This window comes from Pseudomonas sp. P5_A2_2, assembly GCF_054177685.1.
Window position 1 is genome coordinate 53,652 of sequence record NZ_JBGCUL010000003.1, and the last position, 18,644, is coordinate 72,295.

At 59.4% G+C, this 18,644-nt stretch carries 16 protein-coding genes; 8 read left to right on the plus strand and 8 right to left on the minus strand.

From position 1 onward, the window contains the following. Window positions 1-22: 22 nt before the first annotated feature. Window positions 23-994, plus strand: coding sequence for a CobW family GTP-binding protein (locus ACXRVY_RS01115; protein WP_223459028.1), 972 nt, complete (start codon window positions 23-25; stop codon window positions 992-994). Between the two features lie 4 nt (window positions 995-998). On the opposite strand, the gene ACXRVY_RS01120 is transcribed toward ACXRVY_RS01115, so the two are convergent. Then, window positions 999-1,412: a DUF3301 domain-containing protein gene (locus tag ACXRVY_RS01120; protein WP_223459025.1), complete on the minus strand. Its 414-nt coding sequence runs from the start codon at window positions 1,410-1,412 to the stop codon at window positions 999-1,001. A 119-nt stretch (window positions 1,413-1,531) separates the two neighbouring features. On the opposite strand from ACXRVY_RS01120, the gene pdxY reads away from it, so the two are divergent. Continuing rightward, window positions 1,532-2,404 (plus strand): pyridoxal kinase PdxY, encoded by an 873-nt coding sequence (pdxY, locus tag ACXRVY_RS01125; RefSeq protein ID WP_046038853.1) that lies wholly within the window; start codon window positions 1,532-1,534, stop codon window positions 2,402-2,404. 112 nt (window positions 2,405-2,516) lie between these two features. Here the strand turns inward: pdxY and ACXRVY_RS01130 are convergent, their stop codons facing one another. After that, a complete protein-coding gene (locus tag ACXRVY_RS01130) occupies window positions 2,517-2,999 on the minus strand; it encodes an acyl-CoA thioesterase (RefSeq protein ID WP_056726807.1) in 483 nt (160 codons plus the stop codon). A 286-nt stretch (window positions 3,000-3,285) separates the two neighbouring features. On the opposite strand from ACXRVY_RS01130, the gene ACXRVY_RS01135 reads away from it, so the two are divergent. Beyond that, a complete protein-coding gene (locus ACXRVY_RS01135) occupies window positions 3,286-5,049 on the plus strand; it encodes a cation:proton antiporter (RefSeq protein WP_457266005.1) in 1,764 nt (587 codons plus the stop codon). 22 nt (window positions 5,050-5,071) lie between these two features. On the opposite strand, the gene ACXRVY_RS01140 is transcribed toward ACXRVY_RS01135, so the two are convergent. The 4 genes from ACXRVY_RS01140 to uvrD all read right to left on the minus strand — a co-directional run bounded on the left by ACXRVY_RS01140 (window position 5,072) and on the right by uvrD (window position 9,379). Then, entirely contained in the window at window positions 5,072-5,479 is a 408-nt protein-coding gene (locus ACXRVY_RS01140; protein WP_003187120.1) for an SMI1/KNR4 family protein, read from the minus strand. A 138-nt stretch (window positions 5,480-5,617) separates the two neighbouring features. Then, a complete protein-coding gene (locus ACXRVY_RS01145) occupies window positions 5,618-6,496 on the minus strand; it encodes a Tim44 domain-containing protein (RefSeq protein WP_104450320.1) in 879 nt (292 codons plus the stop codon). Window positions 6,497-6,675: 179 nt separating this feature from the next. Then, a complete protein-coding gene (locus ACXRVY_RS01150; protein ID WP_007971691.1) occupies window positions 6,676-7,116 on the minus strand; it encodes an EamA family transporter in 441 nt (146 codons plus the stop codon). 79 nt (window positions 7,117-7,195) lie between these two features. After that, window positions 7,196-9,379, minus strand: a complete 2,184-nt coding sequence (gene uvrD, locus ACXRVY_RS01155; protein ID WP_223459021.1) for a DNA helicase II — start codon at window positions 9,377-9,379, stop codon at window positions 7,196-7,198. A 257-nt stretch (window positions 9,380-9,636) separates the two neighbouring features. On the opposite strand from uvrD, the gene ACXRVY_RS01160 reads away from it, so the two are divergent. The 3 genes from ACXRVY_RS01160 (at window position 9,637) to ACXRVY_RS01170 (ending at window position 14,014) form a co-directional block, all read left to right on the plus strand. Beyond that, window positions 9,637-12,507 carry an EAL domain-containing protein gene (locus ACXRVY_RS01160; RefSeq protein ID WP_223459019.1) on the plus strand — a complete coding sequence of 957 codons (2,871 nt, stop codon included), beginning with the start codon at window positions 9,637-9,639 and terminating at the stop codon, window positions 12,505-12,507. Between the two features lie 200 nt (window positions 12,508-12,707). Continuing rightward, window positions 12,708-13,574, plus strand: coding sequence for a transcriptional regulator HexR (gene hexR, locus ACXRVY_RS01165; RefSeq protein ID WP_007954250.1), 867 nt, complete (start codon window positions 12,708-12,710; stop codon window positions 13,572-13,574). A gap of 230 nt (window positions 13,575-13,804) precedes the next feature. Further along, on the plus strand, window positions 13,805-14,014 hold the full coding sequence (locus tag ACXRVY_RS01170) for a PA3496 family putative envelope integrity protein (RefSeq protein WP_223459017.1): 210 nt from the start codon (window positions 13,805-13,807) through the stop codon (window positions 14,012-14,014). On the opposite strand, the gene ACXRVY_RS01175 is transcribed toward ACXRVY_RS01170, so the two are convergent. Continuing rightward, entirely contained in the window at window positions 13,956-14,918 is a 963-nt protein-coding gene (locus ACXRVY_RS01175) for a LysR family transcriptional regulator (protein WP_223459015.1), read from the minus strand. The genes ACXRVY_RS01170 and ACXRVY_RS01175 overlap by 59 nt on opposite strands. 189 nt (window positions 14,919-15,107) lie before the next feature. On the opposite strand from ACXRVY_RS01175, the gene ACXRVY_RS01180 reads away from it, so the two are divergent. Beyond that, window positions 15,108-16,523: an acetyl-CoA carboxylase biotin carboxylase subunit gene (locus ACXRVY_RS01180; RefSeq protein ID WP_046038868.1), complete on the plus strand. Its 1,416-nt coding sequence runs from the start codon at window positions 15,108-15,110 to the stop codon at window positions 16,521-16,523. An 11-nt stretch (window positions 16,524-16,534) separates the two neighbouring features. Beyond that, on the plus strand, window positions 16,535-18,343 hold the full coding sequence (gene oadA / locus ACXRVY_RS01185; RefSeq protein ID WP_458236961.1) for a sodium-extruding oxaloacetate decarboxylase subunit alpha: 1,809 nt from the start codon (window positions 16,535-16,537) through the stop codon (window positions 18,341-18,343). A 1-nt stretch (window position 18,344) separates the two neighbouring features. Here oadA and ACXRVY_RS01190 read toward each other — a convergent pair. Further along, on the minus strand, window positions 18,345-18,644 hold a 300-nt coding region (locus ACXRVY_RS01190; protein ID WP_458236962.1), incomplete at its 5' end, for a hypothetical protein.

Genomic DNA, 18,644 nt, shown 5'->3' on the forward strand with positions numbered 1-18,644 from the left:
ACCTCCTCAGAAATCATCAACCATGCTGCAGAATATCCCCACTCATGTCATTGCCGGACCGTTGGGCGCCGGCAAGACCAGCCTGATCAAGCACTTGCTGGCCCAGCGCCCGGCTGGCGAGCGCTGGGCGGTGTTGATCAATGAGTTTGGCCAGATCGGTCTCGACGCTGCGCTACTGACCCAGGACGCCGATGGTATCGCACTGGGGGAAGTGGCCGGGGGCTGCTTGTGTTGCGTCAACGGTGCGCCGTTTCAGATTGGTCTTGGGCGTTTGTTGCGCAAGGCACAACCGGATCGGCTATTCATCGAACCCTCAGGGCTGGGGCATCCGGCGCAGTTGCTCAGGCAATTGAGTGAAGCGCCGTGGCAAGGCGTGTTGGCTGTTCAGCCTTGTGTGCTGGTGCTGGACGCCCAGGCGCTCGCCGCAGGCAAGCCATTGCCGGATGCGCAACAGCAAGCGCTGGGCCATGCGGGGCTACTGCTGTTGAACAAGTCTGAAGGTCTCGAAGAAGAAAGCCGCCAGCGAATCGCCGGACAATTGCCGCCGCTCCCCCTGTGCTGGACGCAACAGGCGGCTTTACCCTTAAGCGAGTTGCCGGGGCTGAATACCAAAGCACTGGCAGGTGTGAATAACTTCGTCGTACCCAAGGGATTGGCGCAGTTGCCGGCGGTCTGGAGCGATCCCGCGTTGCCCATTTGCTTGAGTCAGGAACAGGACGGTGGCTGGAGCATCGGATGGCGTTGGCACCCAAGCCAGGTATTTGATGTCGCTCTGGTGAGCCGGTGGCTTGAAAGTCTTGGATGGAGGCGGGCGAAGCTGGTTATCCACAGCTCGCACAGGTGGGTCTCGGCGAACGCGGTGGATAACTCGGTGCTGGACTGGCGGCCCAGTGAATGGCGGCAGGATTCGCGTATCGAGCTGATTTTCAGTGAAGCGCAGAATGCAGAACGACTGCAGCGTGAGCTGGCAGCGTGCCGATCCGGATCGGGTTAACGGCTCAAGGCCGCCACTTGGTATGGTCCTGACGCCACTGGCTCAGCTCGATCACTTCCGCGCGAGGTTTCGCCACTTCGACCACTGGTTCGGTTTCGTCGAACGGGACCGGGTAGGGTGCCAGCTCAATCTGTGCGCTGTGAGCACCGAACTGGGTGATGGTGCCGTTGTGGCGGGTTTCGCCCGTCACGGTGAATTCGAAGTTATACACACGGGCCAGGCGTCGGCGACCACTGGCATCCCTGATGAACGCGATTCTTTTCAAGGCCACGTTGCCGTCAAGCAATTCGATCCCGAGTTTGCCGCAATGCTGCTTCACCCGCTCCAGCGCGCGCTCGCGCAAGCCGTGGTTGTGCCATAGCCATGCGCCGGCAGTGGCGAACAGCATCAGCACGAATATATTTCCAAGGGTCAGCATCAACAGGGTGCTCCAACAAGATAGTGTCAGCTTAACTGCGTCGCTGGTCTGTCGTACAGGCTGCGTTTAGTCGCATACTGCGCGGCTAGAATTTCAATCGTTTTACGGAAATCCACCGCATGAAACGTACTCCGCATTTGCTCGCTATCCAGTCCCACGTGGTATTCGGTCACGCCGGCAACAGTGCCGCGGTTTTCCCGATGCAACGGGTCGGGGTGAATGTCTGGCCGCTCAACACCGTGCAGTTCTCCAATCACACCCAGTACGGTCAGTGGGCCGGTGAAGTGCTGGCGCCGCACCAGATCCCGGACCTGGTCGAAGGCATCGCGGCGATTGGCGAGTTGGGCAACTGCGATGCGGTGCTCTCCGGTTACCTCGGCAGTGCGGCCCAGGGCCGGGCGATCCTGACAGGGGTGGCGCGGATCAAGTCGATGAATCCCAAGGCGCTGTACCTGTGTGACCCGGTCATGGGGCATCCGGAGAAGGGCTGCAGTGTTCCGGCGGAGGTCAGTGATTTCCTGTTGGAAGAGGCCGCCGCCGTGGCGGACTTCATGTGCCCGAACCAGTTGGAGCTGGACAGCTTCTCCGGGCGCAAGCCGCAATCGCTGTTCGATTGCCTGGCCATGGCGCGTGCATTACTGGTGCGCGGCCCGAAAGCGGTGCTGGTCAAGCATCTGGACTACCCAGGCAAATCGGCAGAGGTCTTCGAGATGCTGCTGGTGACGGCCGAAGGCAGCTGGCATTTGCAGCGCCCGTTGCTGGCGTTCCCGCGTCAGCCGGTGGGCGTGGGCGATCTGACGTCTGGTCTGTTCCTGGCGCGTGTGCTGTTGGGCGACAGCCTGGTGGCCGCGTTCGAGTTCACGGCATCGGCGGTGCATGAAGTGCTGCTGGAAACCCAGGCGTGTGCCAGCTACGAGTTGGAACTGGTTCGGGCTCAGGACCGGATTGCCCATCCGCGGGTGAGGTTCGAGGCGACGTCGATCAGCCTTTGATTCGGCGCTGCCCCCATCGCGAGCAAGCTCGCTCCCACAGGGTTAATGCTGTACCTGTGGGAGCGAGCTTGCTCGCGATAGCGGTCCGAAGATCACGCAAGAGCGACCCGCCTTAGGCGTCGCCCTTGATCTCCTGATAACGCTTTTCCAGCTCCTGACGAATCTGCCGGCGCTGCTGAGCCTGGATGAAGCGGCGCTTGCTCTCGCTGTTATCCGGTTGCAACGGTGGTACGGAGGCAGGTTTACGCTGGTCATCCACCGCGACCATGGTGAAGAAGCAACTGTTGGTGTGACGCACCGAGCGTTCGCGGATGTTCTCGGTCACCACTTTGATTCCCACCTCCATGGAGGTGTTGCCGGTGTAGTTGACCGAGGCGAGAAAGGTCACCAGTTCGCCGACATGGATCGGCTCACGGAAAATGACCTGATCCACCGACAGGGTCACCACATAGCGGCCGGCATAACGGCTGGCGCAGGCGTAGGCCACTTCGTCGAGGTATTTGAGCAGGGTGCCGCCGTGAACATTGCCAGAGAAGTTGGCCATGTCGGGGGTCATCAATACCGTCATCGACAGCTGGGCGTTTCCGGGTTCCATAGCATTCTCACGGGTCAAGGCCAGGTTTGAGGGATGCACCTCTGCGGGTGCCTCGGCGGTTTTTTCAAACCAACAGTTATCGGGACGCCGGGTGCGGAGTCGCCGTCACGCCGGATCGATCTGTTTCCATATATTGCACCGCCTTTCTGCCAGAAGTCGCGGTGTTACCCTGCAAAAAGCCCTGACTTAAGGGCATTTCCTACGTGCAATTCCGATTTTTGTTCTGCTCGATCAGACTTTTCCTGCGGACGGGGATCGAGCAATGCCATCCAGGGAGTCTCACGCCATGCATGCCATCAGTTTCATTCAGGATCTGGCAGTGATCATGTTGATCGCAGGAGTGGTCACCGTGGTCTTCCATCGCCTGAAACAACCGGTGGTGCTGGGATACATCGTCGCCGGTTTCATCATTGGCCCGCACACCCCGCCATTCGGCCTGATCCATGACGAAGAAACCATCAAGACCCTGGCCGAACTCGGGGTGATATTCCTGATGTTCTGCCTGGGCCTGGAATTCAGCCTGCGCAAGTTGTTCAAGGTCGGTGCCACGGCATTCATCGCGGCATTCCTGGAAATCGTGCTGATGATCTGGATCGGCTACGAAATCGGTCGCTGGTTCGACTGGAACACCATGGACTCACTGTTCCTCGGCGCGATCCTGGCGATTTCCTCGACCACCATCATCGTCAAGGCGCTCAACGACCTGAAGTTGAAAAACGAGCGGTTTGCCCAGTTGATATTCGGGGTGCTGATCGTCGAAGACATCCTGGGCATTGGCATCATCGCGCTGTTATCCAGTATCGCTGTCAGCGGTACGGTCAGCTCCGGCGAAGTGTTTTCTACAGTCGGCAAGCTGTCGCTGTTCATGATCGTCGCATTGGTCATCGGTATTCTGATGGTGCCGCGGTTGCTGGCCTACGTGGCCAGATTCGACAGCAACGAAATGCTACTGATTACCGTGCTGGGCCTGTGTTTCGGCTTCTGCCTGCTGGTGGTCAAGCTTGAATACAGCATGGTCCTCGGGGCGTTCCTGATCGGCGCAATCATGGCTGAATCCCGGCAACTGCCGAAAATTGAACGCTTGATTGAACCGGTTCGTGATCTTTTCAGTGCGATTTTCTTCGTGGCCATCGGGTTGATGCTCGATCCGGCGATCCTGCTTCAATACGCTTGGCCAATCGCCGTAATCACCGTAGCCGTGGTGCTCGGCAAGATGTTGTCCTGCGGCCTTGGTGCATTTATCGCCGGCAATGACGGACGCACCTCACTGCGAGTCGGGATGGGTCTTTCACAGATTGGCGAATTCTCTTTCATCATTGCGGCACTGGGCATGACGCTGCAGGTCACCAGTAACTTTTTATACCCCGTGGCTGTGGCGGTTTCGGTGATCACGACCTTACTGACGCCCTATCTGATCCGTGCGGCTGATCCATTGTCGATCAAGCTCGTCGGTGTCATGCCAGAACGCCTGGGACGAGTGTTGGGGATGTACGGCGAATGGCTGCGCAGCATCCAGCCTCAGGGTGAGAGGGCGTTACTGGCATCCATGATTCGGCGGATTTTGCTGCAGGTGGGAGTCAATCTGGCGCTCGTGATCGCGATCTTCTTCTCGGGGGCATACTTCGCCGAACGTATGTCAGCTTACCTGCAAGGCTGGATCAGCGATCCAAGCTGGCAAAAGGCGTTGATCTGGGGTGGGGCGCTGCTGTTATCGCTGCCGTTTTTGATTGCGGCGTACCGCAAGCTAAAGGCACTGTCGATGTTGCTGGCGGAAATGGGCGTGAAGCCGGAGATGGCCGGGCGCCACACGCAGCGAGTGCGCCGGGTGATCGCCGAAGTGATCCCGATTCTGTCGTTGCTGGTGATCTTTTTACTGCTGGCAGCCTTGTCGGCCAGTATTCTGCCGACCAACAAGTTGCTGGTGCTGATCGCCGTGGTCGCGGCCGCCGTAGCGGCGCTGCTGTGGCGCTGGTTCATTCGTGTGCATACGCGGATGCAGGTGGCGTTGCTGGAAACCCTCGACAATCACAAAGAGTCGTCCGGGCATTGACCACCCTGCGGCGTTGACTGGGTCAGCTTTCCAGCCAGACGTCCCGTGCCCAGTGCCACACCGATTCCCAGGTTTCTTCGGCGATCAGCTCTTCTTCGGCTTGCCAAAGCACCACGGTGCCGTCTTCTTCGACGCAATAGTAGTCATCACCGTCCTGGCAGATCGGGATCAGGCTGCGATCGACGCCGGCGTCCCAGGCGTTGGCGGCAACGTCGGGCAGGTAGGTGTGGGATTGCGGGTCGGTCACGGTGACCGGTTCCAGGCTGCCGTAGACCACGTCGCTGACGGTCAGCAGAAACTCTCTGAAGACGAACGGAATGTCGATGAACAGTTGTTCTTCGATTTCGACCAGCAGGTCTTCGTCAGGCAATTCCAAGGGGACCGGTACCGGTTCGTTGGCTTCACGCAGTTGTTCGATGATTTCTTCCACGTCCGGGATCCTCTTGCTTGTATGGCGCGGTTTATATGGGGCGGTTTATACAGTAGCTCGCTATAGATGCAACCGCGAAATAGAAAACCCCGGCCTGAGCCGGGGTTTTTTTTACAGCAAGTGAAGTTCTACGCGGGATCAGCCGTTCTGGCGGATACCAGCCACCAGCCAAGGCTGGTTTTCGCCCTGTGCACGTTCCATGTTCCAGCTTTCGCTGAAGACTTCGCCCTGGTCGAAACGCGAGGTTTTCGACACGCCAGTGAAGGTCAGGGTAGCGATGGTCTTGTCGGCGCGATCGTCCACGCCGTCCAGTTGTACATTGAGGTTATCAATGTAGGTGGACTGGAAACCGTCACCCAGGTCAGCACGCTCACGCTTGAGGAATTCCAGCATTTGCGGGGTCACGAACTCGGCGATCTTGTCCATTTCGTTGGCGTCCCAGTGCTGTTGCAGGGACTGGAAGTGATTGCGAGCCGCTTCGACGAAGTTTCTTTCGTTGAACCAGGCTGGAGCATTGATCACTGGACGAGCGGCAACAGGCGCAGCCGAACCACCGAAGATCGAACCGCCGGCAGGCTTTTGTTCGAACGCTTCACGCTGCATCGGCGCATGACCGGCCGGAGCGTAATGCTCCTGCTGCTTGCGACGACGGGCGGCGATGAAGCGGAAGACCAGGAACGCGATAACCGCCATGATCAGGATGTCGAAGATCTGCATGCCCTGGAAGCCGTCACCCATGAACATGGAGGCCAGCAGGCCACCGGCCGCGATACCGGCCAGAGGGCCGAGCCAGCGCGAGGCGCCACCGGCCTTGGCGGCGGCGCCAGCGGCGCCGGCAGCACCAGCGGTCGCCGCAGCGCCGCCCATGCCTGGAGAAGAAGGAGCCATCTGGCTGGTCTGGTGTGTCGGCGCAGCGCCGGCGCTTTTGCCACCACCGAAGCGCTTGGCGGCATTGACGTCGAGACTCATCGTCAGGCCGATGCACAACGCCATGGCGATGCTAAGAAAACGTTTCATAAAGGGAATTCCCATTTGTGGAAGGCACGCGCGCCATGTTGCACAGCTGAAGTGTTACTGGCTAGCGGCAGAGTGTTTCGGGCTTTTGCCTGACAGGTTTCATTCAGCTTCAGTCAGCGCAATAGGGCCTTTTGACTTTGATATGTCAGATGAGTGGATAAGTTTTGTAGGACGGTCGCCTAGCGACGTAATGCCAGCATGACGACTCCGGCCGTGATCAGACCGATTCCGCCCCATTGACGCAGGTCGAGTTTTTCACCCAGCAGGACTACGCCAAGAACGGCCACCAGCACCACGCTGAGTTTGTCCACCGGGGCAACCAGTGACGCCGGACCGACCTTGAGTGCGCGGAAATAGCAGATCCACGACGCACCAGTAGCCAGACCGGACAACAGCAGGAACAGGTAGCTCTTTGCAGAGATCGATCCCAATGACTGATATTGGCCCGTGGCGTACAAAATCAAGGCCAGGCTGACCAATACCACTATCGTACGTAGCAGGGTGGCGAAGTCGGAATTGACGTTTTCGATGCCAACTTTCGCGAAAATGGCGGTCATCGCCGCGAATGCCGCCGATAACAGGGCCCAGAATGTCCAGGAAGAAAAAAAGCCTGAGCCCATCTCATCGCACCTTTAAATTCAGATATCGGCCTGGAGCCTGTCTACAACCTGTGGGAGCGAGCTTGCTCCCACAGAAAAGCTAGATCGCTTCCAGCTTGGCGTAACCCAGCATCAGCCACTTGCTGCCTTCGCTGAAGTTCACCTGCACCCGGGCCTGTGCACCGGCGCCCTCGAAGTTGAGGATCACGCCGTCACCGAAGATCGAATGGCGCACAGTCTGACCCAGACTGAAGCCGGTTTCCGGAATCTCGCTGCCGCTGAACAGGTTGCTGCCACTCATCGACTGGTTGCCACCGAACGGACGGCTGACGCTGTTGGACAACCGCACCTCCTGAATCAGGCCTTTCGGAACTTCGCGTACGAAGCGCGACACCTTGTTGTAGGTCTCGCTGCCATAAAGGCGCCGGGTTTCAGCATAGGTCATCACCAGGTTCTGCATGGCCCGGGTGATGCCGACGTAGGCCAGACGACGCTCTTCCTCAAGGCGGCCGGGTTCTTCCAGGCTCATCTTGTGCGGGAACAGGCCTTCCTCCATGCCCACCAGGAACACGTAAGGGAATTCCAGGCCCTTGGCGCTGTGCAGGGTCATCAGTTGAATGCTGTCTTCGTGCTCGTCGGCCTGCGTATCGCCGGCCTCCAGTGACGCGTGACCGAGGAACGCCGCCAATGGCGTCAGGTCTTCGTCTTCTTCGCTGTTTTCGAAGTTGCGCGCGGCGCTGACCAGTTCCTCGAGGTTTTCCACCCGGGCCTGGCCTTTCTCGCCTTTTTCCGCTTCGTGATAGGCGATCAACCCCGACTGCTCGATGACGGTCTGGGTCATCAGGTGCAGCGGCATTTCCATGCACTTGGCGGCGAGGTTCTCGATCAGCTCGATAAACGCGCCAAGGGCACCGGCCGCGCGACCGGTCAGGCCTTTGTTGGCCACCAGTTGGCGCATCGCTTCCCACATCGACACATCGCTGTGGCGCGCATGGTCGCGGATCGCTTCGACGGTTTTCTCGCCGATGCCACGGGCCGGCACGTTAATGACCCGCTCCAGAGCCGCATCGTTGCCACGGCCTTCGAGCAAGCGCATGTAGGCCATGGCGTTCTTGATTTCGGCGCGTTCGAAGAAGCGCTGGCCGCCATAGATGCGATAGGGAATGCGCTCGCGCAGCAAGGCTTCTTCCAGAACCCGCGATTGGGCGTTGGAGCGGTACAGAATCGCGATATCGCTGCGAGACAAGCCGGTTTTCAGCGCACTTTCGATGGTTTCGACAACGTAGCGTGCTTCGTCGTGTTCGTTGAAGGCGGCGTACAGGTTGATCGCTTCGCCGTCGCCGCCGTCTGTCCATAGCTCTTTGCCCAAGCGCCCGGTGTTATTGGCGATCAAGGCGTTGGCAGCCTTCAGGATGCCGGCGGTGGAGCGATAGTTTTGCTCCAGGCGAATGGTTTCGGCGTCCGGGAAGTCTTCGGAGTACTGGTAGATGTTCTCGATTTTCGCGCCGCGCCAGCCGTAGATCGACTGGTCATCGTCGCCCACCACCATCAGGCTGTCGCCACCCTTGGCCAGCAGGCGCAACCAGGCGTATTGCACGGCGTTGGTGTCCTGGAACTCGTCCACCAGAATGTGCCGGAAGCGCTTCTGATAGTGCGCCAGCAGCCCCGGATGGTCCCGCCACAGATCGAGAGCACGCAGCAGCAACTCGGAGAAGTCGATAACGCCTGCGCGCAGGCAAGCGGCCTCGTAGGCTTCATAAATGCCGCGCATGGTCGCCAGGAACAGGTCGCCGCTGGCTTGAATGTGTTGCGGACGCAGGCCTTCGTCTTTCTGCCCGTTGATGAACCACTGGGCCTGACGGGCCGGCCAACGCTGTTCGTCCAGGCCGAGCTCGCGGATCACCCGCTTGACCAGCCGTTGCTGGTCGTCGCTGTCGAGAATCTGGAACGTCTGGCTTAAGCCCGCTTCCTGCCAGTGCGCCCGCAGCAAGCGGTGCGCCAGGCCGTGGAAGGTGCCGACCCACATGCCGGCCGGGTTGATACCCATCAGCTGTTCGATGCGCTGGCGCATCTCGGCAGCGGCCTTGTTGGTGAAGGTCACCGACAGGATGGAGTGGGGCGAGGCGTTTTCGACCTGGATCAGCCAGGCGATACGGTGCACCAGCACTCGGGTTTTACCGGAACCAGCACCGGCCAGGACCAACTGACGACCCACGGGGGCTGCTACAGCCTGGCGTTGGGCATCGTTGAGGGAGTTCAGCAGAAGGGAGAGATCATCGCGCATCGGGGCATTCTAGGGGGCGGCGACACACCGGGCAAACTCCACTTTGCTTTAGCCGATGAAAGTTAAGTGAAGGACGACCGGTCGGTCATTGGCTGCAGGCGTTGGCGGGGCGTGTCCGTAGCGTTTTCAGGGGGATCGGCGGCTGAAAAAATTTGGCCATTTATTGATCTGCAGCAGTTTGGTCCGGGCAATTGCTTGTGTATGCTCCGAGCAGTTTCGGGCCCATGCTCATCATTATAAGAACAAGAACATCGCCTATGACCCTCAGCTTCGACCTGTCGGGCCCCATTGTGGAGCCCAGGGTCATCCGTAAACAGTACGCCATGGAAATGGCGGTCGAACGCACGCGCCTGTTGTATCAGGGCTCGCTGTTGCCCACGTTGTTCATGCTGATCAATGGCCTGGTCTGCGCCGGTTTGCTCTGGAGTCCGCAGCGCTATTTCCTGGTCAGTGTCTGGCTGGTGTGGTTATTGTCATTGGTGGCGTTGCGGGTGATTCAGGTCGCAGCCTTCGATTCGGCCATTCCCAATCGTCAGGCCCATCCCATTTGGCGACGGATGTTTTTGCTGGGCTCCGGCCTCACCGGTCTGACCCTGGCTGGTGCCGGCATCGCCCTGGTTCCCGCCGATAACTTCATTCAGCAAGCCTGGGTCTTCGGCCTCATCGGTGCCGCAGCGCTCTCGGCCAGTGTTGCTTATGCGGTCAGTTTGCCGGCCTTTCTGTCATTTACCTTGCCCTGCCTGTTGCCGGCCATCGCCTATATGTTTTGGGGGGCTGACGAACAGCAGCAAGGTTGGGGCTGGTTCGGGCTGATCCTGCTCGGTGCATTGAGCGTGGTTGCCTGGCAAGTCAATCGATTGATCGATCGGGGCTTGATGCGGCGCTTTCAGAATCAGGCGCTGATCGAGCATCTGCAGCAGGCACAAAGCTGCAGTGATCAGCTCAATCAGAAGTTGGCCAAGGAGATTGAACAGCGTCGACGTGCCGAGGATGAATTGCGAGAAATCCAGATCGACCTGGAAAACCGTGTCGCTCAGCGCAACCTGGAACTGGATGCCGCCAACCAGGCACTGAGCAAGAGTGAGGCGCGTCTGGCGCTGGCATTGAAGGCCAGCGAGTTGGGGTTGTGGGACTGGAATCTGCAAACCGACGAAGTCCATCACACGCAGATTCAGGAATTGTTCGGCCTGGAGCCGGAACAGGTCACGGCGATATTGCGTCACCTCAAGCCGCGCCTTCACCCCGAGGATCTTCCTGCGCTGAAACGGGCGCTGGTCGAGCATTTGAAGGGCCGCACCGAGGACTATCAAATCGAGTATCGCGTGCGGCATGGCGACGGCCACTGGGTCTGGATCGAGGACCGCGGGCGGGCGGTCGAGCGCGCCGAGAACGGCCGGGTGATTCGCATGGTCGGCACTCGCCGCGACATCAGCGTCAGCAAAGGCCTGGAAGAGCAGCAGCAACTGGCAGCGACCGTGTTCGAGGCGGCCAGCGAAGGGATCGTGATTTTCGATCCGAACTACGCCCTGATCGCGATCAATCAAGCCTTTAGTCGGGTGACCGGCTATGACATCGAAGACATGATCGGACGTAATGTCATTGAACTGCCATGCAGTCGCGATGCGCGTCGGCATTACGCCGCAATACATCAGGCGCTGGAACAGCAAGGCAGCTGGCAAGGCGAATTGGTGGAAACCCGCAAGAGCGGCGAGATGTATCCGCAATGGCTGCAACTGAATGCTGTGCGCGATACTCGGGGAAATGTCAGCCATATTGTGGGCTTTTTCGCCGATCTCTCAGCCCGTCGAGAATCCGAAGAGCGCATGCGCTATCTGACCCACTACGACGAACTGACCGGTCTGGCCAACCGCGCGATGTTTCGCGAACGACTCAGCGAGGCTCATCAACGAGTGCGACAGGGCGGTTATCGCAGCCTGGCATTGCTGCACATCAATCTCGATCGGTTCAAGCAACTCAACGACAGCCTCGGGCATGAAGTCGCCGATCAGTTGCTGCAGAAAATGGCCCGGCGGCTGGTGAATGCATTGCCTGAAGCAGACACCATCGCGCGCCTTTCCGGTGATGAGTTTGCCGTGCTGTTCAACGCTTACGGCAACCTTTCGAGCCTGGCCCGGGTGGCGACTCGCCTGGCGAGCAAGTTGCGTTTGCCGGTGACCATTGAGGGGCATGAACTGGTGGTCAGCGTGTCGATGGGCATCAGCTTGTTGCCGGACAGCGCCCGGGAAATTTCTGCATTGGTCAGTCAGTCGAACATGGCCATGCAGCACGCCAAACACCTGGGTGGTGATAATTTCCAGTTTTATACCGACAGTTTGCAAGCCAGCACGCTGGAGCGTTTACAGCTGGAAAACCACTTGCGCAAAGCCATCGAAGACAAACAACTGAAGGTGTTTTACCAACCGAAACTGTGCCTTGCTACGGGCAGGTTGAATGCCGCTGAAGCCTTGGTGCGTTGGGATCATCCGACCATGGGCCGTGTGCCGCCGGGGGATTTCATCGGCCTGGCTGAAGAAACCGGATTGATCGGCCCGATCGGTGAGTTCGTGCTGCGTCAGGCCTGCTGGCAAGCCTGTGAGTGGCAGCGGCAGGGGCTTGAAGCGATTCGAGTGTCGGTCAACTTGTCGGTGCATCAATTGCGCCAGGGCAAATTGGTCAGCCTGGTGCGACAGGTGCTGGAAGAAACCGGGCTGGCACCGCATCTCCTGGAGCTGGAACTCACCGAAAGCCAGTTGCTGGACAGCGTCGAGCACATCATCGCAACCTTCCAGCAATTGCGTGATCTCGGGGTGAAACTGGCCATTGATGATTTTGGCACTGGCTACTCATCCCTGAGCTATCTCAAGCGGATCCCGGTGGATTACGTGAAGATTGATCAGGCGTTTATCCGTGGCTTGGGTGAGGGCGCCGAGGATGCGGCGATCACCCGGGCGATCATTGCCATGGCTCATGGCCTGTCTCTGAAGGTCGTGGCGGAAGGGGTGGAGCGGGGAGAACAGCTTGAGTTTTTGAAAGCCGAGCGCTGCGATGAAGTACAGGGCTATTTGATCAGTCGCCCGGTTGAGGCCGAGACATTGGCGGGTTTACTGCACACGCAAGCCGCAAGCTGACGAGGATACGTAAGGCGCTTTTGTCCATTTAAACGCGCACTCGGCGCACCTGGACAGGCGCCATGAGTGCTACATGAAGCGCGGGCACCTGAAATCGAGGGATTCGGTTACGCATTGAGCAGGCAAAAAGCCGATTCATGTAGTATAACTACAAGCGTGCTACATCACCGGCACCTGCCAATAACAAAGAGTCCAGCCCCTTGAACCTGCTGCAACACATCGCCCAGTCTCGCCACCTGTTACGCAAGTCGGAGCTCAAGGTCGCCGACCACGTGCTGCTCGATCCTGCGGCCGTGATGCACAGCTCCATGGCTGACCTGGCCCACAGCGTGGGCATCAGCGAACCGACCATCGTGCGTTTTTGCCGTGCCATCGGTTGTTCCGGCTTTCAGGACCTGAAGCTGAAGCTGGCCCAGAGCCTGGCGGCAGGTGCGAGTTTCGGCCAGTTTGCGATCCACGAAGACGATTCGGTCGCCGACTACAGCCTGAAAATCTTCGACACCACCCTGCATACCCTGATGGAGGTTCGCGAGAAGCTCGATCCGCTGGAATTGCAGCGGGCAGTGACACTGATGTCCCAGGCCCAGCGTGTCGAGTTCTACGGCTTCGGCGCCTCGGGTGCGGTTGCGGCGGACGCCCAGCACAAGTTCTTCCGTTTGCTGCTGACAGCAGCGGCTTATTCCGACCCGCACATGCAGGCGATGTCGGCCGTAACGCTCAAGCCAACCGACGTGGCGATCTGCATTTCCCAGTCCGGGCGCTCCAAGGACCTGTTGATCACCGCCAACCTGGTGCGTGAAAGCGGTGCCTCGTTGATTACCTTGTGCCCGAGCCAGACGCCATTGGCCGAGCTGTCTACGGTCAATCTGGCGATCGATGTGCATGAAGACACTGAAATCTATACGCCGCTGACTTCGCGGATCGCCCACCTGGTGGTGATCGATGTGCTGGCGATGGGCGTGGCCATGGCCCGTGGCCCGAGCCTGGTCAACCACCTCAAGAGCGTCAAGCGCAGCCTGCGCAGCTTGCGGTTGTCGCCCAAGTCGGTGAAAGCGCTGGACGACTGACGTCGTCGTAAGGTCGTTCCGACCTTAATCGCGAGCAGGCTCGCTCCCACAGGGTTCAGTGCTGTAAATGCAATTTGTGCAGCGCTCGAGATCCATTGTGGGAGCGAGCTTGCTCGCGATGGCGGCCTAGAATACACCGCAACTTTCATCAGCCTGTAACGCCCGAGCCGCCAAACCGTCATCCCCCGCGCCTATCTTGAAACTCCCGTACTCGCCTTGGGAGACTCGAAATGGCCATGCCCTACGAAGAACGCAACAGCGCTGTCAGAACCCGTCGTCAGCAAGAAGATCAGCGCCGCATGGAATTCCGCCGCGCCATCGAAGATCGCTGCGAACGCCGTCAGCTTCTGGCCGAAATTGGCGATTTTCCGGAGTTGGAACTCAACTTCTGGCAGGCATCTGCCTCGACTTCCCGTCGAAGCGCTCAGCCAGCGCGCTGATCTGAAGCCGTTCGCTACGGATAAACGCCAGGAAGGCGTGCGCCACCGGTGACAGGCGTTTCGCCTTGGCCTGCACCAGGCACCAACTGCGAAACAGTGGCAGCTCCTCGACCGGTAGCTCGATCAGTCCACCGGTTGCCAGCTCAAGGCTCAGGGCGTGGCGCGTCAACAGCGCAACGCCCAGGCCTGCCAGTACACATTCGCGCTGAGCTTCGGCAGACGAGACTTCCTGAGTCTGGTTGAAGTGCACGCGCTTCTCCTTGAAGTATTCTTCGCACGCAAGCCGCGTCCCCGAGCCGGGTTCGCGCAGCAGAAGGGTGTAGGGCTCGAGATCCTGCAGGCGCAGCGGCCCCATATGACACAGCGGGTGATCCGGTGGCGCCACGGCGACGATCGGGTTGTTCAGGAACGGCAGGAATTCCAGGCCCATGTCCTGCGGCACCATGGACATGATCACCAGGTCGTCGCGGTTGTCCGACAGGCGCCGAATGACCTGGCCACGATTGACCACCGTCAATTGCAGGTTCACTTCCGGGTGCTGGCGTTTGAACGCGGCAAACAGATGCGGTACGAAGTATTTGGCGCTGGATTCGATCGCCAGTTTCAGTTGCCCCTGCAACGAGCCCTGCATGTCCGACAGCTGCATGTCGAGGTTTTCCAGGCGCCCGAAAATATCCCGACTGGCCCGCTGTAACGCTTCAGCCGCTTCGGTCATGTAGAGTTTTTTGCCGACGTAATCGAACAAAGGCTGGCCAATCAGCTCTTCAAGTTGACGAATCTGCAGGCTGACGGCAGGTTGTGTGAGCGACATTTCCTCGGCCGCACGGCTGTAGGACCGCAAATCACAGACCTCGTTGAAGATCTGCAATTGCCGTAAAGTCATACGCATCAATGACTTACGCATTATCTGGTCACTCTCGTCGCTGGCTGGTGAATCAACTATAAGTCTTTACTTATGCACGACCCAATTTTTATTCATTTTTGTTAATCCCTTGTGGGCGCTAGTGTGGACCTGCGACCAAACTGAAACATTTGGTCACTCGTCGACCTGGTCTAGCAGGTCGTGGGTACACCGGCTCAAGGGAACCTCCAAGTGATAACAAAGATCCTGATCGCCAACCGTGGTGAGATTGCCGTACGAATCGTACGTGCCTGCGCCGAAATGGGGATTCGCTCGGTCGCGATCTACTCCGACGCCGACCGTCATGCCCTGCACGTAAAGCGTGCAGATGAGGCCCACAGCATTGGTGCCGAACCTCTGGCCGGTTACCTGAACCCGCGCAAGCTGGTGAACCTGGCGGTGGAAACCGGCTGTGATGCGTTGCACCCAGGCTACGGATTCCTTTCGGAAAACGCCGAACTGGCGGAGATCTGCGCCGAGCGCGGAATCAAATTCATTGGTCCATCGGCTGAAGTCATTCGCCGCATGGGCGACAAGACCGAAGCCCGCCGCAGTATGATCAAGGCCGGCGTCCCGGTTACACCGGGCACCGAAGGCAACGTGTCGGGCATCGAAGAAGCCCTGACCGAAGGTGATCGCATCGGTTACCCGGTGATGCTCAAGGCCACTTCCGGTGGTGGCGGCCGCGGCATTCGTCGCTGCAACAGCCGTGAAGAACTTGAACAGGCTTTCCCACGGGTCATTTCCGAGGCCACCAAGGCTTTTGGTTCGGCGGAAGTGTTCCTGGAAAAATGCATCGTCAATCCGAAGCACATCGAAGCGCAGATTCTTGGCGACAGCTTCGGCAATGTGGTGCACCTGTTCGAGCGTGACTGTTCGATCCAGCGCCGCAACCAGAAACTGATCGAGATCGCCCCGAGCCCGCAACTGACCCCGGAACAGCGCGCCTACATCGGCGACCTGTCGGTGCGCGCAGCCAAGGCCGTGGGTTACGAGAACGCCGGCACCGTGGAGTTCCTGCTCGCCGAGGGCGAGGTGTACTTCATGGAGATGAACACCCGGGTGCAGGTGGAACACACCATCACCGAAGAAATCACCGGAATCGACATTGTCCGCGAGCAGATCCGCATTGCCTCCGGCCTGCCGCTTTCGGTGAAGCAGGAAGACATCCAGCACCGTGGTTTCGCCCTGCAATTTCGGATCAACGCCGAAGACCCGAAGAACAACTTCCTGCCGAGCTTCGGCAAGATCACCCGTTACTACGCCCCCGGCGGCCCTGGCGTGCGCACTGACACGGCGATTTACACCGGTTACACCATCCCGCCGTACTACGACTCGATGTGCCTGAAACTGGTGGTGTGGGCGCTGACCTGGGAAGAGGCGATGGACCGTGGCCTGCGCGCCCTGGACGACATGCGCCTGCAAGGGGTCAAGACCACCGCCGCGTACTACCAGGAAATCCTGCGTAACCCGGAATTCCGTAGCGGCCAGTTCAACACCAGCTTCGTTGAAAGCCACCCTGAACTGACCAACTACTCGATCAAGCGCAAACCCGAAGAGCTGGCCCTGGCCATCGCCGCCGCCATCGCCGCCCACGCAGGCCTGTGAGGAATAGAACAATGTCCAAGAAAATTCATGTAACCGACACGATCCTGCGCGACGCCCACCAATCGCTGCTCGCGACCCGCATGCGCACCGAAGACATGCTGCCGATCTGCGACAAGCTCGACAAAGTCGGCTACTGGTCGCTGGAGTGCTGGGGCGGCGCAACGTTCGACGCCTGCGTACGTTTCCTGAAAGAAGACCCGTGGGAGCGTCTGCGCCAACTGCGCGCCGCGCTGCCTAACACCCGCCTGCAAATGCTGTTGCGCGGCCAGAACCTGCTGGGCTACCGCCACTACAGCGACGACGTGGTCAAAGCCTTCGTCGCCAAGGCAGCGGTCAACGGCATCGACGTGTTCCGCATCTTCGATGCCATGAACGACGTGCGTAACCTGCGCGTGGCCATCGAAGCGGTGAAAGCCGCCGGCAAACACGCCCAGGGCACCATCGCCTACACCACCAGCCCGGTGCACACCATCGAGGCCTTCGTGAACCAGGCCAAGCAAATGGAAGCCATGGGTTGCGATTCGGTGGCGATCAAGGACATGGCCGGTTTGCTGACCCCGTACGCCACCGGCGAACTGGTCAAGGCATTGAAAGCCGAGCAGTCGCTGCCAGTGTTCATTCACTCCCACGACACCGCTGGCCTGGCTGCGATGTGCCAGATGAAGGCCATCGAAAACGGCGCCGATCACATCGACACCGCGATCTCCAGCTTCGCCTGGGGCACCAGCCACCCGGGCACCGAGTCGATGGTCGCCGCCCTTAAAGGCAGCGAGTTCGACACCGGTCTGAACCTGGAGCTGCTGCAGGAGATCGGTCTGTACTTCTACGCCGTGCGCAAGAAGTACCACCAGTTCGAAAGCGAATTCACCGCCGTCGACACCCGTGTTCAAGTCAACCAGGTACCGGGCGGGATGATTTCCAACCTGGCCAATCAGTTGAAAGAGCAGGGCGCACTGAATCGCATGAGCGAAGTGCTGGCCGAAATTCCGCGTGTTCGTGAAGACCTCGGCTTCCCGCCGCTGGTGACCCCGACTTCGCAGATCGTCGGCACCCAGGCGTTCTTCAACGTGCTGGCCGGCGAGCGCTACAAGACCATCACCAACGAAGTGAAGCTGTACCTGCAAGGCGGCTACGGCAAGGCGCCGGGCACCGTGAACGAACAACTGCGTCGCCAGGCCATCGGCAGCGAAGAAGTGATCGACGTTCGCCCGGCCGATCTGCTGAAGCCGGAAATGGCCAAGCTGCGTGCCGACATCGGCGCACTGGCCAAGTCTGAAGAGGACGTGCTGACCTTCGCCATGTTCCCGGACATCGGCCGCAAGTTCCTCGAAGAGCGTGCTGCGGGCACCCTGACACCTGAAGTGCTGTTGCCGATTCCTGAAGCCGGCGGCGTCGCCTCGGCTGGTGGCGAAGGCGTACCGACTGAGTTCGTCATCGACGTTCACGGCGAAACCTACCGCGTCGACATCACCGGTGTCGGCGTCAAGRCTGAAGGCAAGCGTCACTTCTACCTGTCCATCGACGGCATGCCGGAAGAAGTGGTGTTCGAACCGCTCAATGAATTCGTTGGCGGCGGCAGCAGCAAGCGCAAGCAAGCCACTGCACCGGGTCACGTCAGCACCACCATGCCGGGCAACATCGTCGACGTGCTGGTCAAGGAGGGCGACACCGTCAAGGCAGGCCAGGCCGTGTTGATCACCGAAGCGATGAAGATGGAAACCGAAGTCCAGGCGGCCATCGCCGGTAAAGTCACCGCCATTCACGTGGCCAAGGGCGACCGGGTGAACCCGGGCGAGATTCTGATCGAGATCGAAGGCTGAGTTAACAGCCGCGATAACAACGTTTTAAACCTCGGGGGGGCATGTGCTCCCCTTTTTTTGTGCGCCCAGCATGGGCGCAATCTTGCGGGTGAAAGTCCCGTCGTAAGCTGACCACAGCGAACGAAGTGAAGCGCAACTGCATGAGGGCGACCGAGTGTGGGGAGGAAGCGTGAATCGAAACCGCGAGCCGATGGACAAGAACCGGATATAAGGCGAAGCCGATCAGGGCGAGCGAGCAAAAGATCGCGAAGCTCTTGTGGTCAAGGATCAGGCTGCGTAAATCCGGCGGTTGTGCGGGGAA